This window comes from Leifsonia sp. 2MCAF36 (assembly GCF_052115525.1).
In the GTDB taxonomy this organism is placed as follows: domain Bacteria; phylum Actinomycetota; class Actinomycetes; order Actinomycetales; family Microbacteriaceae; genus Leifsonia.
Genome location: NZ_JBFRGV010000013.1, coordinates 60,545 through 84,737, shown reverse-complemented (window position 1 = coordinate 84,737; position 24,193 = coordinate 60,545). Strand labels below are relative to the sequence as shown.

Genomic DNA, 24,193 nt, shown 5'->3' with positions numbered 1-24,193 from the left:
AGCCGACGAGAGTTGACTGCGGAGCATGGCACGCGACGAGACGGCAGGGCCCCGCACCGGGCGACAGTGGCTAGCGAAGCAGTGGGGCGGACCGGAGACCTGGGAGTTCGCGGAGGTCGAGGTCCCGGAACCGGCGCAGGGCGAAGTGACCATCCGGGTCACCGCAGCCGGCGTCAATCCCGCCGACTACAAGCACGTCTCCGCGCCTCGCGAGGGGCTCGAGCTGCCGGTGCCGATCGGGTACGAGGTGGCCGGAGTGATCGCGGCGATCGGGCCGGACACCCGGATCGCCTCGGGCGGCGGCGTCGTCGGTGACCCCGTCGTCGCTTTCCGCATCCAGGGCGGCTATGCGACCGAGGTCACCGTGCCGGCTCAGGATGTGTTCGCCAAGCCGCCGCGACTCTCCGACGAGGAGGCCGCCAACCTCCTCCTGGCCGGCACCACGGCAGCGCAGATGCTGAGCGTGACGGACGTCCGAGCGGGCGAGACCATCCTCGTGCACGGCGCCTCCGGAGCCGTCGGCGTCAGCATCCTGCAGCAGGCCGCCGAACTGGGCGCTCGCGTGATCGGCACCGCGAGCGAGGCCAGTTTCGCCCGGGTGCGCCGCTTCGGCGGTCTGCCGGTCGCGTACGGACCCGGGCTCGCGGAGCGGGTCGCTGAAGCGGCCCAGGGGCCGATCGGTGCGGCGCTCGACACGGTCGGGACCCAGGAGGCGGTCGACGTGTCGCTGCAGCTGGTGCCCGACCGGGTCCGCATCGTGACGATCGTCGCCGCTCAGCGCGCAGAGGCGGAGGGGTTCCACGCGGTGTTCGGAGCCCAGCCGGAGAGCCAGGCCTTCCGCGACTCGGTGCGCGGGACACTGCTCGAACTCGCCGGCAGCGGTCGCCTGCAGGTTCCCATCGCACGGACGTACCCGCTCTCCGAAGCCCCGGACGCGCTGGCATTTCTCAAGGAGGGCCACCCCGGAGGCAAGCTGGCGCTCCTCCCGTAAGCCGCTACAGCTACCGCTACCGCTTGCCGAGCACCGCCTCCGCCTCCGCTTCGGAGACGACCACCATCCCACCGGTGCGCTGGCCCGACTGCAGCAGCGCCTCCATCCACCGTTCGTTAAGCTTCGGCGGCTTGACATCCGCGAAGACGAACGCCAACGGCACCTCGCGGCTGATCCAGAGGCTCACCCGGCCGCCGCCGTGGTCGCTCGGGATCTGCCAGTTCAGCAGGAAGCTCTCGTGACGGCGCAGCTTCGTCACGATGGCGATCTTGACGTGCGAGAGCGTGCGGTCGTCGAACTCGTACTCCTGCGCCCCGTTGCCGTAGATGAGGTGGCCCATCACTGCTCCTCGGGGCGCTTCCCCGAATTCCCCTTGGTGGCCCGGTAGCTCCCCGCCGGGACCTCCTCGCGGATCTCCGCCCGCAGGGTGTCCTCGAGCAGCAGGCCGGCGTTGCTGTTCGCGCGTTCGGTGAGGATGGCGAGCCAGTCCCGGTTCAGCTCCGGCAACTCCGGATGGACGAAGACGAACTGCACCGAGATCGCCGGGTCGAGCCAGATCGAGCGGAGGACGCCGATCGGGCCGGCCGTCCGGTCCGTCCAGATGAGCAGGAAGCCCTCGCGCCGCCGGAGCTTGGTCTGGATGACCGCTTGCAGGTGTGCCAGCACCCGGTCGTCGAACGTGAAACCGTCGGCGCCGTCATAGATCAAGGTCCCCACAGCACTCCCTCCGCTGTGATCACTTTCTCCAAACAGCCGCGTGCCGTCAAGGGAGGTTCACGCGAACCGCCGTAAAGTCCGGTCATGGACGCTCTTACGCGAACCATCAAAGCGGCCCTCCTCTACGAGGATGGCCGGACCCTCGACAGCGTCGTGGTCGTGCCCCTGATCGGCGGCTGCCCGCCCGGCGAGATCCGCGTCGCCACCACGTTCGCCGGCGCACTCGCCTACGACGTGTACGAACTGGCGGACGAGGAGCAGTACTCCTCCATGCCGGCCTACCCGTACCGTTCGACCATCCCGGTGACGACCAAAGACCTCGACGACTGACCGGAACCGCAGCCCGCGGCCCTCGGCGGGTAGCGTGGACGAGTGACACGCTCCGCCGACCCCGGCCGCCCCCGAACCGGACCGGCCGTCGCCGCCCTCAGCCTGGGCACCCTCCTCAACCCCCTCAACTCGTCGATGATCGCGGTGGCGCTGGTGTCGCTGCAGCGCGAATTCGCCGTGGATGTGACCACCGTCACCTGGGTGATCACCTCCTTCTACCTGGCGTCGGCCGCCGGTCAACCGCTGATGGGCCGGCTGGCCGACCGGTTCGGCCCGCGCAGGTTGTTCCTGTTCGGGATGGTGGTGGTCGCGCTCGCCTGCGCGCTCACCCCGCTCTCGTCGTCGTTCGTCGGCGTCTGCATCGGCCGGGTGGCCCTCGCCGTCGGCACGGCGACCGCTTTCCCGTCCGCAATAGCGATGCTGCGTCCGTTGGCCGCGAGTTCCGGTGTCGGCACCCCGAGACTGCTGGGCCGCATCCAGATCGCCAACACGTCGGGCGCGGCCATCGGGCCGGTCCTCGGCGGCGCGCTCGTCACGTTCCTCGGCTGGCAGTCCATCTTCTGGATCAACGTCCCCCTGGCCGTCGTGACGTTCATCGGAGTCTGGCTGTTCGCGCCGCGCGACGCCGTTCGGGAGCGGACGCCGTTCAGCCGCACGCTCGCCGAGTCGGACATCCCCGGCATCCTGCTCTTCATCGCCACGCTGACCTCCCTGCTGGTGTTCCTGCTCGACGTCCACCCCCGGCCGTTGTGGTGGCTGCTGCCGGTGTGCGCGGTCGCAGCTGGACTCTTCGTCTGGCGTGAACTGCGGACGTCGCATCCCTTCCTCGACCTCCGCCTGCTGGCGGCCAACCGCCGGCTGCTGATGGTCTACCTCTGCTTCGCCATCTTCAACGTCGTCTACTACTCGGCGTTCTTCGGGCTTCCGCAGTACCTGCAGACGCACGGCGGATACTCGGCCGGTGTCGCCGGGCTCCTGATGTTCCCGCTCGCCGCCGTCACCATCGTGGTCACCCCGCTCGCGGCGCGGGCGATCGAGTCGATCGGCTTGCGCCCCACGCTGATCACCGGGGCCGTCGCCCTCGTCATCGGAGCCGGTCTGCTGGCCTTCGGCGCAGCCACGACCGCGCCGTGGGCGGTGCTGCTGCTGACCGCCGCCCTCGGCATCCCCTACTGCGTCGTCAGCATCGGGATGAATCAGGCGCTCTACTCGTCGGCGCGCCCGGAGGACAGCGGAGTGGCCGCCGGCATCTTCCAGACGTCGCGCTACGTGGGGGCGATCGTCGCGACGACCGTGCTGGGGCTGCTGTTCAGCGGTGGGACGACGGCGAGCAGTTGGCTGACCGCCGTCGGGGTGGCGACCGCGCTGGCGGTGGTGCACCTGGCGCTGCTCGTCTTCGTGCGGCCGCGCGGCGGCCGGGAGGCGCGCACGGCTGGGTAGCCGGGCGCATCCACGAAACCTAGACTCCCGGCATGACGCTCTGGCTGGGCGGGACAGAACTGGTGACGCAGCTGCTGCTGCTCCTCCTCGCCTTCGCGCTCAGTGCTGTCATCGGCGTGGAGCGCGAGCGGCGGCTGAAGAGCGCGGGGCTGCGGACGCACATCCTCGTCGGTCTCGGCTCGGCGCTGTTCACCCTCGTCTCGGCGTACGGCTTCGCCGACCTGGGGCTGACCGCCACCGACCCGTCGCGGATCGCCGCCCAGGTCGTCACCGGCATCGGCTTTCTCGGTGCCGGTGTGATCTTCGTCAACCGCGGAAACGTGGTCGGGCTCACCACGGCCGCCTCCATCTGGGTGACGGCGGCGATCGGGATGGCGTGCGGAGCGGGCCTCCCGATCATCGCGGTCGTCGGTACCGCTCTTCACCTCGTGGCCGTCGGCACGCTCCCCACCGCCGAGCGGGTGCTGCGCCGAACCCACGGAACCACGCTCACCGTCGAGGCCACCCGGACCGGCGACACCCTCGCCCGTCTCTTCGATGTCTGCGCCGACACGCGTGCGCGGACGAGCATCGACGACCTGCGGCACAGTTCAGCCGGCAGTGGGCGGGGCGACGCGGACATCGAGAGGATGCAGCTCCGCGTGCGCGTGCGGGCGAATGCGGCGGACACGCAGCGGCTCATCGCGCAGCTCGCGAGCGTAGATGGTGTGACCACCGTCCGCACCGACCGCGAACGGGAGTGAGCGGCGAGCCCGCTCGGGCTCGCTCAGCCGGGCCGTCAGGCGACGAGGGTCGCCGCGCCGGGTGGCGCCGTCCGCTGCTGGGTCGACGAATTCGGGCACAACGGATTCGTGCAGCCCACCGGCACCGGCACCGGCGCCCATGACCCGCTCGACGTCGGCACCAGTCTCCGCTCGGCGGAGATCGGCGCTCCGCACACCGCGCACATCCGTGAGTTCGCGACCATATGACCATCCCCGTCCGACCTGTCGCCCGCTACCCGTCTATGGTCCGCCCACGCTTGCGCCGAAGCAAGGGTTCGGTCGATCTTCGTCCCTGAGAAAGTCGGAGCAGGTAGCGTGGACGACATGCTGCTGGACGTTCCGACCTCGGTCGGCCCGGGGAGGCTGACCGTCGCCGAGGCCGAACATCCCTTCGCGGTGCTGTGGCTGGGTCACGGAGCCGGAGGCGGCATCGACGCCGTGGACCTCGCCGTGCTCGCCGCGCGACTGCCGGAGCTCGGGGTCACCGTTGTCCGCCACGAGCAGCCGTGGCGGGTGGCCGGCAAGCGCGTCGCCGCCCGACCGGCGTCCCTGGACACGGCGTGGCTGGAGACGGCTCCCCGCGTGCACGAGCTCGCGCAGGGTCTGCCGCTCGTCGTCGGCGGCCGAAGCGCCGGGGCCCGCGTGGCGTGCCGCACCGCCGCCTCCACCGCGGCTGCGGCCGTCCTCTGCCTGGCGTTCCCGCTGCACCCTCCCGGAAGCCCCGAGAAGTCGCGGCTGGCCGAGCTGCTGCAGCCGACCGTGCCCGTGCTGGTGCTGCAGGGCGGGCGGGACACGTTCGGGACGGCCGACGACCTCCGCCGCGAACTCGGCGGTCACGAGGCCCGCGACGGCGACCGCATCCGGGTCGTCGACGTGCCAGGGGCCGATCACGGCATGCGGTCGCTGAAGGACTCCCCGCTGGGCGCTGCAGGCGTGCGCGACCTGCTCACTTCGACGGTCGCCGAGTTCGTGCAAACCGTCAGTACTCGCCCTTGACGACGAAGTAGGAGCCGCGGATGGTGCCGGCGAGCCGGGACTTCTGGCGCGCGAACTTGAAAGCGGACAACTCGGCGGGCACCTCCATCCCGTCGGAGAGCTTGAACCCGACCGCGCGTTTGCCGCCGTCGGCGATTGTGTAAAGCAGGTTGATGGACAGGCCCGACTCATAGAAGACGTACGTCCAGTCCACCCCGTCGACCTCGAACCGGGTCGCCTCCAGGGCCGGCGACGCGATGACGATGTCGCGCTCCTCCTTCAGGACGCGAGCCACGCGCTCGATCGCCTCGGACTCTTCCTCCGCGGTCCCGACCGTGAAGTCGAGGTCGTACTTGTTGTGGAAGTAGCGCGCCTCGTTCGCGCGCAGCCCGGCGAGCGCGTCGACGACCGGAGACGACTCCAGCCCGACGGTGGACACGGTGACGAAGTCGACGATGTACGGCATGGATCCTCCAGGTGAGCGGTGTTCGGAACAACCGTAGCGTGGCGGCCGTCCGTGCGAGGATCGGGGGGTGTCCGACCTGCTGATGCGCATCCACAGCCCCGAGTTCCGGGCCATGTCCGAGCGTGTTCTCGAGGTGACGGCGCTGACGTCGCGCCTGAATGTGCTGCCGTTCGACGACGAAGCGGGCAAGCACGAGTTGTTCGCCCAGATCCTCGGCCGTCCCCTCCCCGAACGGGTCACCATCTATCCCCCATTCTTCACCGACCATGGCCGCAACCTGGAGCTCTCCGAGCGAGTGTTCATCAACCAGAACTGCACGTTCCTCGACTACGCGGGCGTCCGCCTGGCGGAGCGCGTCATGGTCGCGCCGCGGGCGACCTTCATCACCGTCGGCCACCCGGTCGACACCGAGGACCGCAAGGTCTGGCTGACCGGCGGCCCGATCGTCGTCGAAGAGAACGTGTGGATCGGCGCAGGGGCGACCATCCTCCCGGGCGTGACCATCGGCCGGGATGCGGTCATCGCCGCCGGCGCGATCGTCGCGGACGACGTGCCGCCGCGGACCCTGGTCGCCAGCGCCAAGGCAGGCGTCCGCCGCACCTGGTGAGACCGCGACGCGAAGCGGTAAGCGGCCACCGTTGGACCGGCCCCGCGGTGGGAGGATTGCCCCGTGACCGAACCCATCCTCCTCGTGACCGGAACGTCCTCCGGCATCGGCCTGACGACCGCTGTCGCTGCCGCCCGCGCCGGCTTCACCGTGGTCGCCACGATGCGCGACCTCGCGAAGTCCGACTCCCTGCGATCCGCTGCGGCGACCGCCGGTGTCGAGCTCGACCTCCAGCCGCTCGACGTGACCGATCCCGCCTCCATCGAGGGCTGCCTCGCGCACATTCGCTCGACCTACGGTCGGCTCGACGCCCTGCTCAACAATGCGGGCGCCGGCCACGTCGGCACGGTGGAGCTGGAGTCGGTCGACGACGTCCGCGCCGTGATGGAGGTCAATTTCTTCGGTGTCGTGGCGATGTCCAAAACGGCCATGCCGCTGCTGCGGGAGAGCCGCGGACGTCTCCTCACCGTCTCCAGTGTCGGCGGCGTGGTCGGCCAGCCGTTCAACGAGGCGTACTGCGCGGCGAAGTTCGCTGTCGAAGGCTTCATGGAGTCGCTGACTCCGGTCGCCGCGACCGTGGGCGTCCGGGTCAGCGTCATCGAGCCGGGTGCGGTGTCGACGGAGTTCGTCGCCAACGTCGGGATCGAGAGGACGCTGGCGGAGGGCACGCCCTACGACACGGCGCTGCGGGCGTACCTGGCGCGGACCGCGGCCGCCTTCGACCCCGCCAACGCACAGACCGCGGACGGCGTCGCCGAGAGAATCGTGGAGGTCCTGGTCGCCGACGACCCGCCCGCTCGGGTGCAGACATCCGACGCCGCACACCGGTTCGTCGGCATCAAACTCGGCGACCTGGACGGTGCCCACGTGCAGGCGGTCACCGCGCACTGGGTGACCGGCACCTGAAAAGCGCGCCCAGTCGTCGTACGCCCGAAAATTCGAGAGAATGGTCCCGTGGGTACCTTGTATTACGGCATGCACAGCTTCGCACTGGATGACCGGCTGCTGTCCCATCTGCAGGTCGTGATCACCCTGAAGCTGCGCCGTGGCGAGCACTTCTTCCTCAGCTGGCGTGGGGACAGCACCATCGGCCGCAAGCGCGCCTCGGTCTGGATCGACAACGGCGTCCCGATCATGTGCGAATACGAGGGCGGACGAGCACCAGCAATCAACCGCACCTGGATCACGGAGCTCGCCGAATCGGCCAACTCCTCCTACGGCCTGATGATCACGGACGAGACGATCATTCCGATCCCGATCGACGCCACGGACGTCGACTAGAGCCCCCTGGCCCTGGCAGCTGGGCCATGTGACCGCTATTAGCCGGGCGAGCAGTGCGCGGTAGTCCAGCGATCCGCTGGACTATCTCCGCTTGGCTAATGTGACCGAGTGGCCTCCCAGGTCCGAACGTTGCCGTCCGACTATGCAGTGGTTCTCGACGAGCTCAAAGAACGAGTTCGCTCGGCCCGCCTAACTGCGCAGCGCCGCGTGAACACCGAGCTCATCAGCTTGTACTGGTCGATAGGCAGCACAATCTTGATGCGTCAAGCTGACGAACAATGGGGAGCCCATGTGGTCGCTCGGCTCGCCGAGGATCTCCGCGCCGAGTTCCCGTCGATCAAGGGGTTCTCCAGATCGAACCTGTTCTACATGCGTGCGTTCGCTCATGCCTGGCCGGAACGTGACCAAATAGTCCAGCAGTCTGCTGGACTACTGCCGTGGGGGCACATCATGGTGCTGCTCGATAAGCTCGAGAACCAAGACGACCGAGACTGGTACGCCGAAGAGGCCGCCGAGCACGGCTGGTCCAGGAACGTTCTCACCAACCACATCGTGAACCGCACGCGGGAGCGGATCGGTTCATCACCGTCCAATTTCGCAGGGCAACTCGCGGAATCGGACTCCGACCTCGCCGGACAGCTCGCAAAAGACCCCTATGTCTTCGACTTCCTGGACCTGGCAGGAAAAGTGGCCGAACGCGACCTCGAGCAGGCGCTCATGAACCGCATCGTCGACACGCTTCGGGAACTCGGCACCGGTTTCGCCTTCGTCGGCCGGCAAGTTCACTTCGATGTTGACGGTGATGACTTCTTTGTCGACCTTCTCTTCTTCCACACGGAACAGTTGCGCTACGTCGTGGTCGAACTCAAGACGGGAAAATTTGAGCCAGGGTTCGCCGGCCAACTCGGTTTCTACATCGCCCTCGTCGACGACACCATGCGTCGTGACTACCACCGCCCCACCGTTGGGATTCTGATCTGTGGAAGTCGAAACGACCGCACAGTCCGATACGCCCTCGGGCGGACGGCATCGCCCATGGCGGTATCGACGTACGCCTATGACGCCCTCCCCGCCGCTGAACGACACGTGCTGCCCGATGCCGAACAGATCGCGGCCGCACTTGACTGGACCGACGGTCAGCTGTCGTAGCCGGTCGGCTCCGCGATCAGGGTGGCGTTGCGGAGGCGAAGGCCGGACGGGGTGGCGGACTCCATCGACATGCGCTCCAGTTCGGCCGGGTCCAGGGCAGGAAGCCGGCCGCTGTCGAACTTGAAGTGGAGTTCGATCGTCGGGGAGATCCAGACGCTGCTCAGGCCGTCGCCGATGGAGTCGTCGTCGTCCCAGGTGATGGCGAACGGCTCACCGCGGCGCATCTTGGCGACGATCACCCGCTGCAGCAGGGCCAGGGTCGCGTCGTCGACCACGATCTCCAGGCGCGAGGCGCCGTAGAACAGCGAACCCATGTCAGTGCCCCTCGTCTGTCGATACGTGCTGAGTCAGCATAGCGAGGAGATCCGGTCCCGACGGACACAAGAGACCCGCCAGGCTGCTGCCTGGCGGGTCTCTCCGGGTCTTTCGGTCGGCCGCGTCAGCCGTTCGCGCCGGCGGGCTTCGTCGTCGGGGTGAACCCTTCCAGCTTGTTCGCCGCGTCGGCGTACTTGTTGGTGAAGGTGCTCGCGTAGGTCACCTTGGAGGTGTCAACGCCGATGGTCTTCTCCATGTTGAAGATCACCTTCGGGCCGCCGGCAGGCATGATGCCGTCGGGCAGGAACTGACCCTTGTCCTGGGTGAGGCCGTCGATGTACTGCTGCTTGCTGATCGTGCTGTTCTGCACGAAGTCCTGCGGCAGTTTGTCGGCGATGTCCTTCGCGCTGTGCGTCGCGATCCAGTGCATGGTCGCGACGAGCGCGTCCACCGTCTTCTGGGCGGCGTCCTCGTGAGACTTCACCCAGCTGGCGTTGGCGAGCAGTCCGGCCGCCGGCCACGCTCCGCCGAGGGCCTTGGTGGCTCCGGCTGTCGTCGCCAGGTCGACGGCGGTGGTGGCGAGCTTCTGCGACGTGAGGGCGCCGACCGTGGGCTGCGTGGTCATCACGCAGTCCGCGCTGTTGCGCTGGATGGCCGCGATCGCGGTCGATCCGGCGTGCACCGCGATGGTGTTGTACTGCGTCTTCTGGATGCCGTGCTGCGCGGCGAGGAACTGCGTCAGCTCGTCGGTGCCCGAGCCGAGGTCGGTGACTCCCAGGTTCTTGCCCTTGAAGTCGGCGGCCGACTTCACTCCGCTCGCCGGGCTGCACATCTCGCGCTCACCGGGGGCGCCGGACAGCTGGACGAGGTTGATGACGTCCTTGCCCTTCGACTGGAAATCGACGGTGTGGATGTACCAGGCGCCCGCCATGTCCACCTGACCGGATGCCATCGCCTCCTCGGCGCCGACCCCGCCGTTCTGCTCGGTCGACAGCTCCATGTTGACGCCGTACTTCTTGTAGTAGCCGAGGCTCTGAGCGAGCTGGTACGGGAGGTAGATCTGCTTGTCGATGCCGCCGACCATCATCTTCACGGTCGGCATCGAAGCGGCGGAAGTGGAGGAGGAGCTGCTGCCCGACCCGCCGCCACCGGAACTGCAGGCGGCGAGTCCGAGGGCGACGATGCCCGCGGCCGCGATAACACCGATGCTGCGCTTGTTCATTGGGGTTCCTTTCGTGTTGCCGGCGTGCCGGCGGTCTGCCTCATTGCAGGTCTTCAGGGGGGCCGGTGCGGCCCGGTTGGTCAGCTGCCCGGCCGGGTCAGATGGCCTGGACTTCGGAGCGGCTCGGCGGCCGCCACTTGAGCAGGGCCTTCTCCAGCAGGGTGATCAGGTACTCGGCCACGAGGGTCACGACCGCGACGATCACCATGCAGGCGAAGACCGTGTTGGGGTCGAAGTTGCCCTGCGACTGGCTGATGATCAGTCCGATGCCGTGCTGGGCGCCGAGGACTTCCGCCACCAGCGCGCCGATGATCGCGAACCCGAAGGCGGTGTGCAGGCTGGCGATGATCCACGTCATGGCCGACGGGATGGTCACGTGCCGCGCAACCTGTGCGGGGGACGCCCCCAGGACACGGACGTTGGCGACCAGGTTGGGGTCGACCTCCCGAACACCCTGGAAGGCGTTGAAGAAGACGACGAAGAACACCAGCACCGCGGCCAGCAGCACCTTGGGCCCGATGCCCAGCCCGAACGCGACGATGAAGATCGAGCCGAGCACGATGCGCGGGATGGAGTTCACGATCTTGATGTAGGGCCCGAAGACGGACGCAAGGTACCGGTTGGAGCCGAGGAGGATGCCGAACACAACGCCGGCGATCGTGCCGACGATGAAGCCGAGGAACGCCTCTTGAATCGTGATCCAGAGGTTCTCCCAGATGGTTCCGAACGCGGTCCCCTGGGTGAACAGCCGCACCAGGCTGTCCCAGATTCCCGACGGCTGGCCGTAGAAGAACTTGTCGACCCAACCGGTCGAGGTGAACCACTGCCAGCCGCCGATGACGAAGACGGCGACGGCGACGCGGCCGATCCAGACGGCGGTGGTGCGCCGCTTGAGCGCGCGGCGGCCTGCGAGCTGCAGATCGGTCTCACGGGTGCCCGCGAGGGTGGGCTGGGATGTCCTGGTGGTGGTCATGGTGGTCACGCTGCCGCTCCTGCTGTCTGCTGGTAGGCGCGGGTGACTTCGTCGCGCAGCGACTCCCAGATCCGCCCCTGAATCTCGAGGAAACGCGCCTCGTGGCGGATCTCCTGCACGTCGCCGCGCGGACGCGGCAGGTCAACCTCGAAGACGTCCTTCACCGTCCCGGGGCTGCTGGTCATGATGACGACCTTGTCGGCGAGCGCGACCGCTTCGTCCAGGTCGTGTGTGATGAACAGCACGGTGGGCCGCAGTTGCTCCCACAGCTGGAGGAGCTCGGTCTGCATGATCGCCTTCGTCTGCACATCCAGGGCGCCGAACGGCTCGTCCATGAGAAGGATGCGCGGGTTGTTTATCAGGGCCGCCGCCATGGCGACGCGCTTGCGCATGCCGCCGGAGAGCTGGTGGGGGTAGCGGTCCTCGAACCCGGACAGGCCGACACGTCGCAGCCAGTCCATCGCAAGGGCGGTCGCCTCCTTCTTGGGCGTCCCGAGCAGGATGGGGCCGATCATCACGTTGTTCAGCACCGTCTTCCACGGGAAGAGTGAGTCGGCCTGGAACATGTAGCTCACCCCGGAGGTGATGCCGTCGACGATCCGGCTGCCGACGCTCACCGAGCCGGCGCTGGGCCGTTCCAGCCCGGAGACCTGGGCCAGTGTCGTCGACTTTCCGCAGCCCGTCGGTCCGACGATCGCGCAGAAGCTGCCGGGCTCAACAGTGAAGGTGACGTCGCGGATGGCCGTGAACGTGTCCCCCTTCGGTGTGAGGAACCGCTTGGTCAGGGCGACGATGTCGATGCGCGCCGACTCGTCCGAATCGGGTGTCGTGACGATGTCACGGGGTTGTTGTCCAACCATCTCGAAGACCTCTCTGTCTTTCGTTGTGTAGCTCGGTGTGTGTGGCTTTCACCGTGTGGACGATGCTCCGCCATGGCCACGTCCGCTGTCGCGCTTGTGCCCCATTCGCCCGGATCTGAGCGTTGCCGAAGGTTCTGGGCGTTCTGGGCGCGGCCATCTGCCGGGTTCGGGTGAGAGACTTTCCAGGATGCGACGACGGATCAGGCGACTGTCGAGCCAGATCCTGCTGGCTCAGGTGGCGATTCTGACCGCCTCGATGGTGATCGGCTTCGTGCTCTTCGCGCAGACTGCGCGCAGCAACCTGGACGCCGACTACCAGGAGAGGGCGGCGGCAATCGCCCAGACCTTCGCGCAAATTCCTGAGATCCGGTCTTGCATGACGGTGGGCGGACCGGACTGCGCGACGACCGTCCAGTCCCTCGCTTCTCAGACGGCCGAACGCACCGGCGCCGACTACGTCGTCGTCATCGACCGGAACCGGGTGCGGCACTCGCATCCCGACCCGGCGCTCATCGGCCAGAAGGTGTCCGAGCCGTTGGTGGCCCGCGATGGCAAGGTGCACCTCCGCGTCGACCCCGGAGCGACCGGGGTGAACGCCAATGCCCGCGTCCCGCTGTTCGGTGAGGGCACCACCGTCGTCGGCGAGATCTCCGTCGGCATCCGGGAGAGCAGCGTCAGCAGCGAACTCCTGGCCGAGCTACCGGCGTACGGGGCCTGGTTCGTGCTCGTGCTCGCCATCGGGACGCTCGTCTCGTTCGCCCTGGCCAGCTTCCTGAAGCGCCGCACCTTCGGCCTGGAGCTGGATGAGATCGCACGGCTCCTCCAGGAGCGCGAAGCGACACTGCACGGGATCCGGGAGGGCGTGATCGCCATCGACCCCGCCGGGCGCATCACCGTCGTCAACGACGAGGCCCGGCGCCTCCTGCACCTCCCCGACGGCGCAGGCGGCCGGCTCCTCGACGATGTGCTCGCCGCGACGCCCATCCGGGACACCCTCACCGGCACGACCGCGATCACGGACGCGATCGCGATCACCGACGACTACGTTCTTGTCATCAATCGCATGCCGGTGACCATCGGCGGCCGACCGCACGGTGCCGTCGTCACCCTGCAGGACCGCACCGAGCTGACGGCGCTCACCCGTCAGCTGGACGGCGAGCGCAGCTTCGCCGAGTCGATCCGCGCCCAGCAGCACGAGTACTCGAATCGGATGCATGCGCTCTCCGGGCTGCTCGAGCTGGGGCGGCCGGATGAGGCGCTCCAGTACCTGAACGAGATCCGCGGCACGACCGCCGACCTCGACCACACGTTGCGCACCCACATCGGCGCGCCGCTCATCATCGGGCTCCTGCTCGGGAAGGCAGCCGAGGCGAACGAGCGCGGCATCGAACTGGTGATCGCCCCGGACACGGACCTCGGGGAGGCGCCGGATCGCGTCCAGGCCCTCACGACCATCGTCGGCAACCTGGTCGACAACGCTTTCGACGCCCTGGCGGGGGCGTCGGCACCGAGGCGCACCACGGTGAGCATCGTCGAATCGCCGCAGTCGATCACCGTCCGGGTGTCGGACAACGGTCCCGGCGTCCAGAGCGCCGAGCTGCCGCGGATCTTCGCCAACGGCTACACGACCAAGCAGGGCTCCCCCGTCCGCCACAGCGGGCTCGGTCTGTCGCTGGTGCACTCGACGGTCGCGAAGCTCGGCGGCACGGTCACCGTGTCGGAGGGTCCTGGCGCGACCTTCACCGTCGTCCTGCCATGCTCGCGGCCCCCGTCGAGCCAGGTGACCGGATGAACGACGACCCGCTCTCCGTCCTCGTCGTCGACGACGACTTCCGGGTCGCCGGGGTTCACGTCGGGTTCGTGGAAGCCGTCCCCGGCTTCCGGGTGGTCGGCACCGCGCACACGGCCGCCGACGCCCGCGCGCTGACCGCCTCCCTCCGGCCCGACCTGGTGCTGATGGATGTGTACCTCCCCGACGAGGACGGGCTGGAGGTCGTGCGCACCCTCCTCGCGGACCCCGCTCCCCCGGCAGTGCTGGTCATTTCGGCCGCCAACGACGTCGCCACGGTGCGGCGCGCGGTGCAGCTCGGCGCCCTCCACTACCTCGTCAAACCGTTCGGGTTCGCGGAGCTGGCCGAACGGCTCGCCTCGTTCCGGCGGGCGCATGACGACCTGGCCCGGTTCCCGGAGCTCGCGAGCCAGCAGGACATCGACCGCATCTTCGACCTGCTGCGGCCCGCGACGCCCGCCCAGGAGGAGGCCATCCGCCGCCTCGCCCCGACGCTGCAAGCCGTGTTCGATGCCGTCTCCGGCAGCCCGTCGAGCATCTCGGCGACGGATGTGGCTGCCGCGATCGGCATCAGCCGGACCACCGCCCAGCGTGCGCTCACCCAGCTGGAGCAGAGCGGCGTCCTCCGCCTGGAGCTGCGGTACGGGACGACCGGGCGTCCGGAGCACCGCTACGCGGTCAAGCGGCGGTGACCGGCCTCACCTCGGGACGGATCGCCGTCCCAGCAGCCAGCTGAGGACGAGCCCCACCGCGGTCACGACGGCGCCGGCGAACAAGACAAGAAGGGTGATGACCAACGACTCCGTCGCTCGCTGCTCGGTGCGGTGGAGGGACTGGCCTGCCACCAGCACATCGCCGCCGGGTTCCGCCTGCGCAACGATCGCAAATCGCCGACCGTCCGCCGGCTGCCAGGTGACGGCGTCGCCACCGAATGCGCGGGCCGTGGCGAGCACTCCCTTCGGGATGTCGGCGCGGGCTCCATCCAGGTAGCCGTTCCCGGCGATCGGCTGGTCGGCGCGATCGTAGCGCGCCCAGAAGACGCCCTCGTAACGGGCGAGGTCGAGACGACCCGGCCGGCCGTCGATCGACGGCGCGGAGAGCAGAGCACGTGGAGCGTCTTCAACCGCGCTTCGGCCGTCGTGCTGGGCGATCACATAGGTCGAGCCCACGGCGAGCGCGAAGAGGCAGTACATGATGCCCGCGAACACAATCCGTTGTATCCACATGGAGCCATGGTGACCCTCCACGAGGCGGACGGCGTCCACCCGGGGATGTATTCAGACGCCGGCCGCGGTCACCACGAAGTCGGTGGCGAAGCCCGCGAACAGGCCGATCAGGATGCCGACGTACATCGTCAGGCCCCGATCCATTCGGAGGGCGACGCCGACCAGCTGGAGGAGCACGTAGATGATGGACCCCGCCGCGAGCGCCAGGAAGACCAGCGCGAGTGCCTCGTTGACGACGACGCTGCCGAGGAGTGTGCCGACGAGGGTCGGGCCGCCCCCGATGACGCCGAGCAGTGCCAGCTGCGCCCAGGGCGCCGGTCTGCCGGAGCCGGCGAGCGGAGCGGTGATGCCGAAACCTTCGGTGGCGTTGTGCAGAGCGAAGCCGATGACCAGCACGACGGCCAGCTGCAGTTCCCCGCCGGCGGCCGACTGACCGATCGCGAGCCCCTCGGCGAAGTTGTGCAGGCCGATGCCCACGGCGATCAGGAACGCGAGACGGCTGGCCGGTTCCGCCAGTCGCAGCACGCCTCCGCTCGTCGCGTGCGGATCCCGCGGAGCGCGAGCGCGCCGGGCGATCCACCGGTCGTAGGCCACCAGCCCGAGCAGGCCGACGCCGACACCGAGGAAGAGCAGCGCCGCCAGGCCGATGAACGGCCACCAGGACGCTGAGTGGGCCACCGACGCGGCGGTCAGCGCCGCCTCCACCGGCTCGACCGCGTGCACCAGGACGTCCCAGAGCAGGAACAACAGCACACCGATCGTGATCGCGTTCAGCATGGCGCGCATACCTCTGCCGCGCGCTGCGAGCCGTCCCACCGGGAGTCCGATGAAGATCGTCCCTCCCGCGATGATTCCCATCACGATGACGGTCCCCGTGTTCACGCACTCCCACTTTCCGATGACGATAAGGCTTACCTAACCTACAGGAGGTTGAGGGCGCATCCGGCCACGGGCTGCCGGGTCAGCGGGCCAGCAGGTCGGTCATCGGCGAGGCGGCCGCGCTGGCCCCGAGCGGCGGGAGGCCGAGCCCATCCTCGATGGTCCGCAGCAGCGAATAGTGCGTGTACGCGGCGTTGGAGACCGCCCCACGACGCGCAGCCGGCCCGGCGAAGACGCAGGCGACGACGTTGTCCGAGCTGTCGCCCTCGTCGAAGGTGACGACGAGCAGCGACCGCTGCGTGGTGAACGCCGGCGACGCGAGGATCTGCGGCACGACGCGGGAAAGCCACGCGTCCCCCGTGGCAACCGGACAGCTGTGCATGTCGTTGCAGAGGTCGGGACTCACGAACGAGAACGCGGGAAGCGTGGAGGCGCTGCCGAGGTCCGCCGCGAACGCGCTGAACGGCACATCGTGCAGGTCGCAGTAGGCGGCGGACGACGTCACGCTGGGGTAGTAGAGGAACGGGTTGTGCTTCACCGCGTACCGGTCAGTGTTCGGCGTCGAGCACGGCGACGGCATGCCCTCCGCGTACATCCGCCAGCTGAGCCCGGCGGTGCGCAACGAGTCGGCGAGGTTCGGATCGGTGACCAGGCACGAGCCGCCAGGCGGGTTGCAGTCGGAGGTGAGGCCTCCGGTGGTCCCGCTGGTGAGCGCAAGATAGTTCGGCAGGCTGGGATGCGTTATCGCGCTGTACATCGACGCATGCGCGTAGCGGGTCAGCAACTGGTTGAAGTAGGGCGCGTCGGCGTTGCCCACGATGCTGGAGGCCGGCTTGTTCTCCTCCAGGATGACGACGACGTGCTGCAGCGTGGCGGATGCTGTCGCGGTCGGGGTGCCGGGGGTGGGTGTCACCGGTGATGATGGCGTCTGATGCTCGGCGGTCGGGGCTGTGCTGCTCCCCGTGCTCGCTCCCGTGCCGGTGCAGCCGCCGAGGGCGAGGGCCACCGCTGCGAGAGCCGCAACCGATGTCGCTGCGGCCGCGAACGTCCGTGCCCTCATCCCTCAATTATCGACCGGGCGCCCCGGCCGAGAAGGGAGGCTATGCGCCTCCGCCGAGACTCGCGAGGGCCTTCTGAACCCGGCGATCCCGCGTCTCGGCCGTCTTCGCCTGGTCGATCGGTTCGATCAGCGCCCGTTGCCTGCTGTACGACAGCGCGGCATAGGCGTCGGCGAGCGCCGGGGACGCATCCAGCGCCTCCCTGACCTCGGCGGGAAGCGGCACCTCGCGCGGCGCCCCGTCGAGACTCAGCGTCACCTCGACGTCGTCTCCCCCGGCCACCCCGGAGGCCGCCCGGTGGTCGGCACTGAGCGGGATCATGAACTCGCCGCCCATGCTCGCGACCGTCGACCGGTACTCGTACGAGCCGATCCGCACGACGACCGCCGGCTTCTTGCCGCTACCAAGCTCGGCCACGACCTCCTCGGGTACCGGGATCCCCGTGGCCGTCTTGCCTGCCTGACGTATGGTCGCGCGAAACGATGGCATGAGCGTCCTCTCCTTCGAGCCGAACCGAGGGCCTCAGCTTGGCACAGGTGCGCGGGCGGCCTCCGATGCGGGCTGCAGGACTCCGTCGTCGTAGAGGACGCGGTGGCCGTCGGCGAGAACCCGCCGGGTGCCGGCGTCCAGTGGGAGCTCAGCCCACGAGACCGGGGCGAAGCCCAACTCCACAAGGAGCCCGGACGGAAGACGATACCGCCGCTCCCGCACCGGCCCCCAGCGGGTGGACCGCACCAGCCGCGCGCCCGGCTCGAGGTCGCGGAACCAGGCCGAGTCGGCGAGAGCGTCGGGGTCGTCGCTGAGCAGCACCAGGTCGACGTCGCTCGCCATCCGCTCGGCGCCGCGCGCATACGAGCCCACCAGCACGACCGCGCCAACCAGCGGCGACGAACCTGCCCAGCGGGCCACGTCCCCCACAACCCGTGCCGCCTGGCGCCGGCGGCCCTTCAGTCGCGTGGTCATGGGTCCATGCTAAGGAAATGTCGGGGTCAGAGCTTTTCGTCGGCACCCATCGGGGGACGAATACCAATGCCGCCCGAAGCGCGCACCCGGAGGAGCGCGCTCTTCTCCTCGTCCCGGGTGAGAGCCGGGTGGCCGGCAGGGCGGATGACGTAGCCCGTCTTCGGGTCGAGCTGGTCGACGTTGGTGTCACCGTCGCGAGACAGCGTGTAGCCGGCACGCAGTTCCGCAGATTCGCGCATGGGGACGAAGAGCCCGACCATCCTGCCCACTGTCATCACCCCGATTCCGACGAGGATGAACGGCAGGAAGAATACGCCCGGCGGCGACCACACGCCCGTCCACGTCAGGATTCCGAAGGGAAGCATGGCCAGGAGAGCGAGCAGCCCGGCCAGGATGGCGATCAGCGAGAACCGCGTCATGCCAACGGACGTTACTCCCGGAGCGAGGGTACCTCGGGCGCTTGCTTGAGCGTCCGTCGGCGTTTCCGAGCGAACAACGGGACGAACGGTCTCCGGCGTAGTTCCGCGAAGCGACAGTATCGCCTTCAGATGCTTATCCGTCTCGACCGGTGAGCTGTACCGGAACCCGCTCACTCCGCGGGTCGCCTTGATCACGATCGGGAGCTTCGCGGGCCCGTCGTCGCGTGCAACCGTGAGTTCCAGCGCGGTGGCCTGTCGGCTGGGGACCTGCACCGTCTCGATCCCGATCGACTCGACCTCTGACCACGTCAGCCGCAAGAATTCGATGACATGGCGACCACCTGAGTAGAAGCGCGCGCCGTCTGGGTCGAACGCCACCGCGAACCCTTTCTTCGACCGCACGGACGCCTCCGCGCCACCCACTGCGAAAAGGCCGGCCGTGGTCGGGTCGCACGAGATTCCCTCGACGACGTAGGCGGACGGCCACAGCGCCGTGACCGCGTCGAAGCGCGCGTCCGCTCGCCACCGCACGACGAGGACATACGCGACGAGCGGCACGACGATGGCCAGACAGATCAGCGCGACCACAGGAGCCCCGAGGCTTCTTCCGCGTCCCAGAAGCTCAAACGGAGTCATAACCATCACGAAGCCTGGGATGAAGAGAAGCCACCACAGGGCCCGCGGCCAACGGCTTGGAATCATAGGCCACATCCTGCCAGCCCGCGCACCCGTCAGCTGCCACTCGGCACACCGGTCGCGCGTGTGTTCACGCCATGCCTTGCGGTCTGCAGAACGGACTAGCGCTCGCGAGTCATGGCCGCGGGTGAAACAGCGATCGAGCGCATAGTGCCAAGTAGAGCCGCCACCCACCAGGAGGCACTTCCCGCGAACAGCCAATACAGCACTTCCGGTGTGCTGACACTGGAGGACCTCACGGTCCAAACCGCCAGAGCTCCTGAGAAGGCGAAGACCCCGGATGCGAGAAGGCTTTCAATTGTCAGCAGCAGGGCCAGCGACCGCCGGTTTGTCCCGGAAAGCCTGTACGTGGCCACTTCGCTCGACCGCGTCCAGACCAACAAGGAGGCCAACAGTCCGCCGATTGCCCCTCCCGCTACTCCTACGAATTGCCCTGGTCGGTTGGCCCACTCTGCTACCGGGTCCGTGGTCAGGCGCAGCTGGACGCGACCCACGATGCTGCCGCCGCGCACGTCGAGTTGAGAGGCGAGGGTCGGAATGTCAATTCGGCTGTTCTGGAAACGCGCAAGCTCGACGACGCATTGCGAGCCTGAACTGGAATCCGCAGCCAGCGGGAGGACGATGGCTGCGTTGGTCGGGATTCCTTCTGGTTGGCGAGGAGCAGCGGAAAGCGCCCGAGTGTCAGAGGGCGCGAGTGTCACAGTCCTCACCCCTTCACCTACGAGGCTCATGCCGATCAGGCCGTCACTAGTGGACAGTCCCGGGAAGAGGGTCGCGCTGGCTGTGAAGATGGTGGTCTTCGCACCGATCTCCGGAACGTCACGGCTGCCTTCGTTCTTCAGAAGGCCCGCGCGCTTGACGCCTCGCACGCGCGAGAGCCCCTCACACGATTTTCTGGAGATTGAAATGTCGGCATCTGGTGAAGCCGCTCGAAAGCTGACGATGTTCGCACCGCGAGATTCGAGTGTGATGAGCTGCTCTGAGAAGCGCTCAGATTCAAACGCGTAAAAGGCCGCGCACGCGGAGCCCAGCACGGTGGCGACAATGAGTGTCGCGATCATCTTCGACCGCGGGTTGATGACGTTCAGCGTGGCCTCACGAACTAGCTCGCCGAGCCTCCACAGGTCTCTTCTCACAGCGGGGAGCGCCTGATTGTGACGATGGAGGAGGCAGCAGCGATCATCACCGGGTCATGAGTTGCCACGATGATGGTCGCCCGACCACTCGCCTGCGCGAAGAGATCCGCCAAACCAACGGTATTGACTTCGTCGAGCGCAGCCGATGGCTCATCGGCCAGAATGAGTGGACGCGTCGAAGAGAGAGCGCGCGCCACCGCCACCCGCTGCCGTTCACCCCCCGACAAGTGCCTTGCTGGCGCATGCTTGGTTGCGCCGAGCCCAACGCGTCCGAGAGCGCGCGCAGCACGTTGTGAAGCTTCCCTCAGCGTTGCGCCTTCGCTCAATGGTCCGAGCATCACGTTGTCCAGAGCGGAGCGGCCGCCCAGGATATTGGAATCCTGCGCGATCCAATTGACCAGCGCCGACGATGGCCTCACCCAACTCTCCTGCGGGCCGAGTTCGATCGACCCCATTTCCAACTTGCGGAACCCCGCGATCGCGGCGAGCAGGGTCGACTTACCACTGCCGGAGGGGCCGACCAGAGCGGTGACCTGATTGGACGGGAAGGTCGCCGAAAGCCCCTCGAAGACCGACCGCGATCCGAATCTGATGCTCGCTCCACGGACTACGACTTGCATCGAGCGAGAATCTTGGGGTCTAGCCGCGAGGGATCGCGTGCAACATGGATGCCGATCAAACGCGAATCGATCAAGGTGTGACCGATCTCCCCGCTATCGGGCTTCGCCTGGACGATATGTGCAGTAGTCCCTTTCTCCATCCAGCGTGAGGCCGAACCGCTTTCGAACAGACATGATGTGCCGTCTGCGGCCGTGAAGAGCGCTGATGATGGGACGCTGCCCGCGGTCGAATTCGAGGTCTGCGCTATCTGCGCCCCTTCAAATTGAATTTCCGTACTTGAGTCCGTTGCTACGGTTGATTGCTTGAGTTCACCGCGCGCCACACCCGCGGTCAATGATGCCCAAATCGCCGGAAGCTCCTGCGTTGACGGCACCCGAGCTGAGATGGCTATCTGCTCGCTGCCGATCCTCAGCACGGCGCCAGTAGTCGTTTCCGCAACGGGCGAGGGGTCCTTCTTCGAAGGCTCAAGGCGAAGGGATGTCGGGCGCGAAGTTCCCTTGATGACAGCAGCCTGGTCCGTCACCCGCTCCCCTATTAATGCACTGACCTCTGTAACCGGTCCGAAATCGTGCGGGATGAAAACGACGTACGACGGCCTGAATACGCCGTCCTGGTCGTAGCCATATCGCGCCTGATACGCAGCAACCGCCACACGCATCTTCGGGCCGAACCGACTGTCGGCGGGGCTCTCAAGCAGGTGACGCGCGTTCAAGAACCTCCCCAACGCCGCCACATCGTCGCCAGAGTCGCCCATTCGCAGTTCGCGAAAAAGTGGCACATTCTGCGAAAAGGCCAACAGCATTCGTCCATCGACGGCGAACAATTCGGACCCGTCCTCGACGTTGTCGCCAGCTCCGATTCGAAGGGCGGTCACCGTTCCCGCCACGCCAGCGGAGGCTGCGGGAACGCGGCTCATGTGCGCCGTGACCGTCACGGACTGTCTCCCGTCGAACTGCCTACTTCCCACGCGAACGATCGCAACGGTCGTCCCAGACGTTGATGAGCGTTGTTCAGCCTTCGCACCGGTAAGGCTGACACCGAGCAAAGCCAGCGGGGCACCCCACAAGACCACCAGCAGCAAGACGGTAAAGCTCATGGCCCACGATGCTGTGGGCTCGACATCCACCGAGTCAGCCATTGACGGGGCAGTCGGCAATGTCTATGCCGTGCGTCTTGAGAAGCTCGAGATTGTCCTGGTACTTCTCAGCGGGTGTGTAGCCGTTCACCTGAAGGCAGTGGGCGACGATCTGCGCAGATTCCGACGTGTCCTCGTGGTCGATCTGCCAGACTCCATCGACCTGCCCCCAGTTGTAGGCGTAGCAGGTCTCGTCTGCGCCCGATTCCACTGCGGCACCCGGCACTCCAAAATCCATCAGGTCGTCCTTCACCTGAGGGTTGACGAGCTCGTACCCCTTCTTCGTCAAACATGCCGCGTACGCCTTGAACGCACTCTGATATTCATCCCACGTGATCCGGCCATCTTTCAGGGCGTCCCTCTGCTGTCCAGAGATCGACTGCTCGATGGCCGAGTGGGCCGGCTCCGACGCCGGCCCACTGCAGCCAATGAGACTCCCTACGACGAAGCCCAGAAACAGCACCGCGCGCAGGGACCGCATCAGGTGCGGATCAGCGGATCGCCGACGGAAATGTCGCCCGGGTTGGTGATCGTGTGCTCACCGCCGAATACCACGTAACCAACGGGCCCTTGCATGACAGACCCGGTCGCCCGCTTCCACGGGGTGTAAACAGCCGTGCCACCAGAGGGGTTGTACCCCACTCGGATCTTCACATCGCCGCAGAGGCTCTTCTGGCCAGACGTGTAGCTGTTGCCTGTAGCGGTGCTCGTGCCCACAAACGAGTCGTAATAGGTGCACTTTCCGTTCTTCGTTCCCACGGCGCTAGCCGGCGCCGCAACGGCCGCCCCGCCAACCAGAAGCGCCAGCGTCGCACCAACGGTGGCAAGCATTACTCGACTTTTCATTGTTCAACCTCATCTCTCCCGAAGCCGACCGCCCCGGGACTCGTTCATCTTTGAAAGAGACGCGTTGAGGGCTATCGTGTACCCCGATCCGCCTCGGTCGCGACGCTAACAGCGCCGCTGAAGAACTCTCAAACTGCCGCCGATTGCGGTATCACCGAGACACTCTCCTCCGGCCCTAGGCGACTAGGCCGATCCCTGTCGTCGACTACGCACAGGCCCACAAAGCGCGGTATTTCTCGAGCCGCGTTTTAGGACATCAATGGGCCAGCACACGGGCTCTCGACTCGATCGGTGCACCGCCAACTCGGGTGAACCCGATGAGGATGTTGCCCGCGCCTGGGCGGCCACCGAGAAGCTCCAGGAGCATGTTCTGCAACGTGGTCGGACGTGCTTGGATGAGCCCGTAGGCATTCGATGGATGCCCTCCGAGAACCGGTGCGTTGCGGGAGCACGAGATGGAGCTGGACAGGCTGAGCCGAGCGGGAACGGATTCCGACCCGCAGTCCCTCCTCCGCGAACTCATCGACAGTGTCACGCGCTCACTCCCACCAGATGTCGCCTCCAGCGCGCTCTCCGTCGAACGCACCCGCTCACTGGCCGACCGGATGGCCCACCGCCGCGGCACGATCAGCCGGTTGCGGCTGTCCGGCCAGACCGAGGCGCTGTCCTTGCGGTGGGAGCCCGGACCGCGATGGACTGCCGAGGTCGAGCAGCACTACGGAGCGGTCTCGCTTTCGAGCCGCACGATCCCTCTCAGTCAATGGTTGACGGCGTTCGCCCAGCTCGTCGCCGCCCTTGCAGTCCACGCCGCCGAAGACGCAGCGAATTCGGCGCGGGCCCTGCAGACGCTGGGAATCCTGCCGCCCGGGTCGGAGATCCACGTCGATGATGCCAACCTCGCAAGCGACCTGCTGACCCTTGCCGCGCGTCTCGGGCGCCGCGTGCCGGAGGAGGCGGTGGCGGCCGTCGGGCGGATCGGTGAACTGCTCGCCGAGACCCTTCCGCGGGTAACCGGGTCGGGCGAACCGGAGGTGATCGTGCGGGTCGCGGCGACCGTCTATCTTCCCGACACGCTGCGGGCGTACCTTGCCTTGCCCGCCGCATGGGCCGCCGAGCATGTGCTGGCCGGCGGCCTCACACCCGCTCAGGCACTGATCGCACAACTCGAAGCGCTCGAAACCGCCGCGCGGACGATGAGGGACGCGGCGGTCGAGCAGGACGCGTCCGCCCTGCTGATCAACGGCCGCTTCCTGGCCAATCGGTTCGCGGGGTCGAGACTCGATCTCGATCTGCCGTGACGGCTGGATGCTCCGGCGCTGCGGCGCCCAGCGCTCT

General features: G+C 67.5%; 30 protein-coding genes. 12 read left to right on the top strand and 18 right to left on the bottom strand.

The window, feature by feature from the left end:
* Positions 1–25 precede the first annotated feature (25 nt).
* The gene (locus tag AB4079_RS17850) at positions 26–991 is read left to right on the top strand and encodes an NADP-dependent oxidoreductase (protein WP_441788664.1); all 966 of its coding nucleotides are present in this window, start codon (positions 26–28) and stop codon (positions 989–991) included.
* 16 nt (positions 992–1,007) lie between these two features.
* On the opposite strand, the gene AB4079_RS17845 is transcribed toward AB4079_RS17850, so the two are convergent.
* Both AB4079_RS17845 and AB4079_RS17840 read right to left on the bottom strand, forming a co-directional pair.
* Positions 1,008–1,331, bottom strand: a complete 324-nt coding sequence (locus AB4079_RS17845) for a DUF7882 family protein (RefSeq protein ID WP_441788663.1) — start codon at positions 1,329–1,331, stop codon at positions 1,008–1,010.
* Entirely contained in the window at positions 1,331–1,708 is a 378-nt protein-coding gene (locus tag AB4079_RS17840; RefSeq protein WP_441788662.1) for a DUF7882 family protein, read from the bottom strand. Before AB4079_RS17840 ends, AB4079_RS17845 begins: the two co-directional genes overlap by 1 nt.
* An 84-nt stretch (positions 1,709–1,792) precedes the next feature.
* Here AB4079_RS17840 and AB4079_RS17835 point away from each other — a divergent pair, with 84 nt between their 5' ends.
* From AB4079_RS17835 to AB4079_RS17820, 4 genes are all read left to right on the top strand, one after another.
* Positions 1,793–2,038, top strand: a complete 246-nt coding sequence (locus AB4079_RS17835; RefSeq protein ID WP_441788661.1) for a hypothetical protein — start codon at positions 1,793–1,795, stop codon at positions 2,036–2,038.
* Between the two features lie 42 nt (positions 2,039–2,080).
* Positions 2,081–3,478: an MFS transporter gene (locus AB4079_RS17830; RefSeq protein ID WP_441788660.1), complete on the top strand. Its 1,398-nt coding sequence runs from the start codon at positions 2,081–2,083 to the stop codon at positions 3,476–3,478.
* A 32-nt stretch (positions 3,479–3,510) separates the two neighbouring features.
* Positions 3,511–4,221, top strand: coding sequence for an MgtC/SapB family protein (locus tag AB4079_RS17825; protein ID WP_441788659.1), 711 nt, complete (start codon positions 3,511–3,513; stop codon positions 4,219–4,221).
* A gap of 345 nt (positions 4,222–4,566) precedes the next feature.
* Complete coding sequence (locus tag AB4079_RS17820) at positions 4,567–5,238, top strand: alpha/beta hydrolase family protein (RefSeq protein ID WP_441788658.1); 672 nt, start codon at positions 4,567–4,569, stop codon at positions 5,236–5,238.
* On the opposite strand, the gene AB4079_RS17815 is transcribed toward AB4079_RS17820, so the two are convergent.
* Positions 5,222–5,683, bottom strand: coding sequence for a phage tail protein (locus tag AB4079_RS17815; RefSeq protein ID WP_441788657.1), 462 nt, complete (start codon positions 5,681–5,683; stop codon positions 5,222–5,224). The genes AB4079_RS17820 and AB4079_RS17815 overlap by 17 nt on opposite strands.
* A gap of 67 nt (positions 5,684–5,750) precedes the next feature.
* Between AB4079_RS17815 and AB4079_RS17810 the strand changes: the two genes are divergently transcribed.
* From AB4079_RS17810 to AB4079_RS17795, 4 genes are all read left to right on the top strand, one after another.
* Positions 5,751–6,290, top strand: coding sequence for a DapH/DapD/GlmU-related protein (locus AB4079_RS17810; protein ID WP_441788656.1), 540 nt, complete (start codon positions 5,751–5,753; stop codon positions 6,288–6,290).
* 63 nt (positions 6,291–6,353) lie between these two features.
* Positions 6,354–7,196, top strand: a complete 843-nt coding sequence (locus tag AB4079_RS17805; protein ID WP_441788655.1) for an SDR family oxidoreductase — start codon at positions 6,354–6,356, stop codon at positions 7,194–7,196.
* A gap of 48 nt (positions 7,197–7,244) precedes the next feature.
* Positions 7,245–7,571: a DUF7882 family protein gene (locus tag AB4079_RS17800; RefSeq protein WP_441788654.1), complete on the top strand. Its 327-nt coding sequence runs from the start codon at positions 7,245–7,247 to the stop codon at positions 7,569–7,571.
* A 108-nt stretch (positions 7,572–7,679) separates the two neighbouring features.
* Positions 7,680–8,720, top strand: a complete 1,041-nt coding sequence (locus AB4079_RS17795) for a PDDEXK nuclease domain-containing protein (protein ID WP_441788653.1) — start codon at positions 7,680–7,682, stop codon at positions 8,718–8,720.
* Here AB4079_RS17795 and AB4079_RS17790 read toward each other — a convergent pair.
* From AB4079_RS17790 to AB4079_RS17775, 4 genes are all read right to left on the bottom strand, one after another.
* Positions 8,708–9,034, bottom strand: a complete 327-nt coding sequence (locus AB4079_RS17790) for a DUF7882 family protein (protein WP_441788652.1) — start codon at positions 9,032–9,034, stop codon at positions 8,708–8,710. The two genes, AB4079_RS17795 and AB4079_RS17790, sit on opposite strands and share 13 nt — an antisense overlap.
* A 125-nt stretch (positions 9,035–9,159) precedes the next feature.
* The gene (locus AB4079_RS17785; protein WP_441788651.1) at positions 9,160–10,257 is read right to left on the bottom strand and encodes an ABC transporter substrate-binding protein; all 1,098 of its coding nucleotides are present in this window, start codon (positions 10,255–10,257) and stop codon (positions 9,160–9,162) included.
* Between the two features lie 97 nt (positions 10,258–10,354).
* Positions 10,355–11,230 (bottom strand): ABC transporter permease, encoded by an 876-nt coding sequence (locus tag AB4079_RS17780; RefSeq protein ID WP_441788694.1) that lies wholly within the window; start codon positions 11,228–11,230, stop codon positions 10,355–10,357.
* Positions 11,231–11,235: 5 nt separating this feature from the next.
* Positions 11,236–12,090: an ABC transporter ATP-binding protein gene (locus tag AB4079_RS17775; RefSeq protein WP_441788650.1), complete on the bottom strand. Its 855-nt coding sequence runs from the start codon at positions 12,088–12,090 to the stop codon at positions 11,236–11,238.
* Between the two features lie 187 nt (positions 12,091–12,277).
* Between AB4079_RS17775 and AB4079_RS17770 the strand changes: the two genes are divergently transcribed.
* Positions 12,278–13,882: an ATP-binding protein gene (locus tag AB4079_RS17770; RefSeq protein ID WP_441788649.1), complete on the top strand. Its 1,605-nt coding sequence runs from the start codon at positions 12,278–12,280 to the stop codon at positions 13,880–13,882.
* Positions 13,879–14,571: a response regulator gene (locus AB4079_RS17765; protein ID WP_441788648.1), complete on the top strand. Its 693-nt coding sequence runs from the start codon at positions 13,879–13,881 to the stop codon at positions 14,569–14,571. The genes AB4079_RS17770 and AB4079_RS17765 overlap by 4 nt, the downstream gene beginning before the upstream one ends.
* 6 nt (positions 14,572–14,577) lie before the next feature.
* On the opposite strand, the gene AB4079_RS17760 is transcribed toward AB4079_RS17765, so the two are convergent.
* From AB4079_RS17760 to AB4079_RS17710, 11 genes are all read right to left on the bottom strand, one after another.
* On the bottom strand, positions 14,578–15,105 hold the full coding sequence (locus tag AB4079_RS17760; RefSeq protein ID WP_441788647.1) for a hypothetical protein: 528 nt from the start codon (positions 15,103–15,105) through the stop codon (positions 14,578–14,580).
* 51 nt (positions 15,106–15,156) lie between these two features.
* Positions 15,157–15,987: a ZIP family metal transporter gene (locus tag AB4079_RS17755; protein WP_441788646.1), complete on the bottom strand. Its 831-nt coding sequence runs from the start codon at positions 15,985–15,987 to the stop codon at positions 15,157–15,159.
* Positions 15,988–16,066: 79 nt separating this feature from the next.
* Entirely contained in the window at positions 16,067–17,044 is a 978-nt protein-coding gene (locus AB4079_RS17750) for an alkaline phosphatase family protein (RefSeq protein WP_441788645.1), read from the bottom strand.
* A 40-nt stretch (positions 17,045–17,084) separates the two neighbouring features.
* Positions 17,085–17,531 (bottom strand): DUF1905 domain-containing protein, encoded by a 447-nt coding sequence (locus AB4079_RS17745; protein ID WP_441788644.1) that lies wholly within the window; start codon positions 17,529–17,531, stop codon positions 17,085–17,087.
* A gap of 33 nt (positions 17,532–17,564) precedes the next feature.
* Positions 17,565–18,005, bottom strand: coding sequence for a nucleotidyltransferase domain-containing protein (locus tag AB4079_RS17740; protein ID WP_441788643.1), 441 nt, complete (start codon positions 18,003–18,005; stop codon positions 17,565–17,567).
* A 26-nt stretch (positions 18,006–18,031) separates the two neighbouring features.
* Entirely contained in the window at positions 18,032–19,012 is a 981-nt protein-coding gene (locus tag AB4079_RS17735) for a hypothetical protein (protein WP_441788642.1), read from the bottom strand.
* Positions 19,013–19,221: 209 nt separating this feature from the next.
* A complete protein-coding gene (locus AB4079_RS17730; RefSeq protein ID WP_441788641.1) occupies positions 19,222–20,256 on the bottom strand; it encodes a hypothetical protein in 1,035 nt (344 codons plus the stop codon).
* Entirely contained in the window at positions 20,253–20,876 is a 624-nt protein-coding gene (locus AB4079_RS17725; protein ID WP_441788640.1) for an ABC transporter ATP-binding protein, read from the bottom strand. The genes AB4079_RS17730 and AB4079_RS17725 overlap by 4 nt, the downstream gene beginning before the upstream one ends.
* Positions 20,864–21,973, bottom strand: a complete 1,110-nt coding sequence (locus AB4079_RS17720; protein ID WP_441788639.1) for a peptidoglycan-binding domain-containing protein — start codon at positions 21,971–21,973, stop codon at positions 20,864–20,866. The genes AB4079_RS17725 and AB4079_RS17720 overlap by 13 nt, the downstream gene beginning before the upstream one ends.
* Positions 21,974–22,007: 34 nt before the next feature.
* Entirely contained in the window at positions 22,008–22,493 is a 486-nt protein-coding gene (locus tag AB4079_RS17715) for a hypothetical protein (protein WP_441788638.1), read from the bottom strand.
* A complete protein-coding gene (locus AB4079_RS17710) occupies positions 22,493–22,843 on the bottom strand; it encodes a hypothetical protein (RefSeq protein ID WP_441788637.1) in 351 nt (116 codons plus the stop codon). Before AB4079_RS17710 ends, AB4079_RS17715 begins: the two co-directional genes overlap by 1 nt.
* A 470-nt stretch (positions 22,844–23,313) precedes the next feature.
* Here AB4079_RS17710 and AB4079_RS17705 point away from each other — a divergent pair, with 470 nt between their 5' ends.
* A complete protein-coding gene (locus AB4079_RS17705; protein ID WP_441788636.1) occupies positions 23,314–24,156 on the top strand; it encodes a hypothetical protein in 843 nt (280 codons plus the stop codon).
* Positions 24,157–24,193 lie beyond the last annotated feature (37 nt).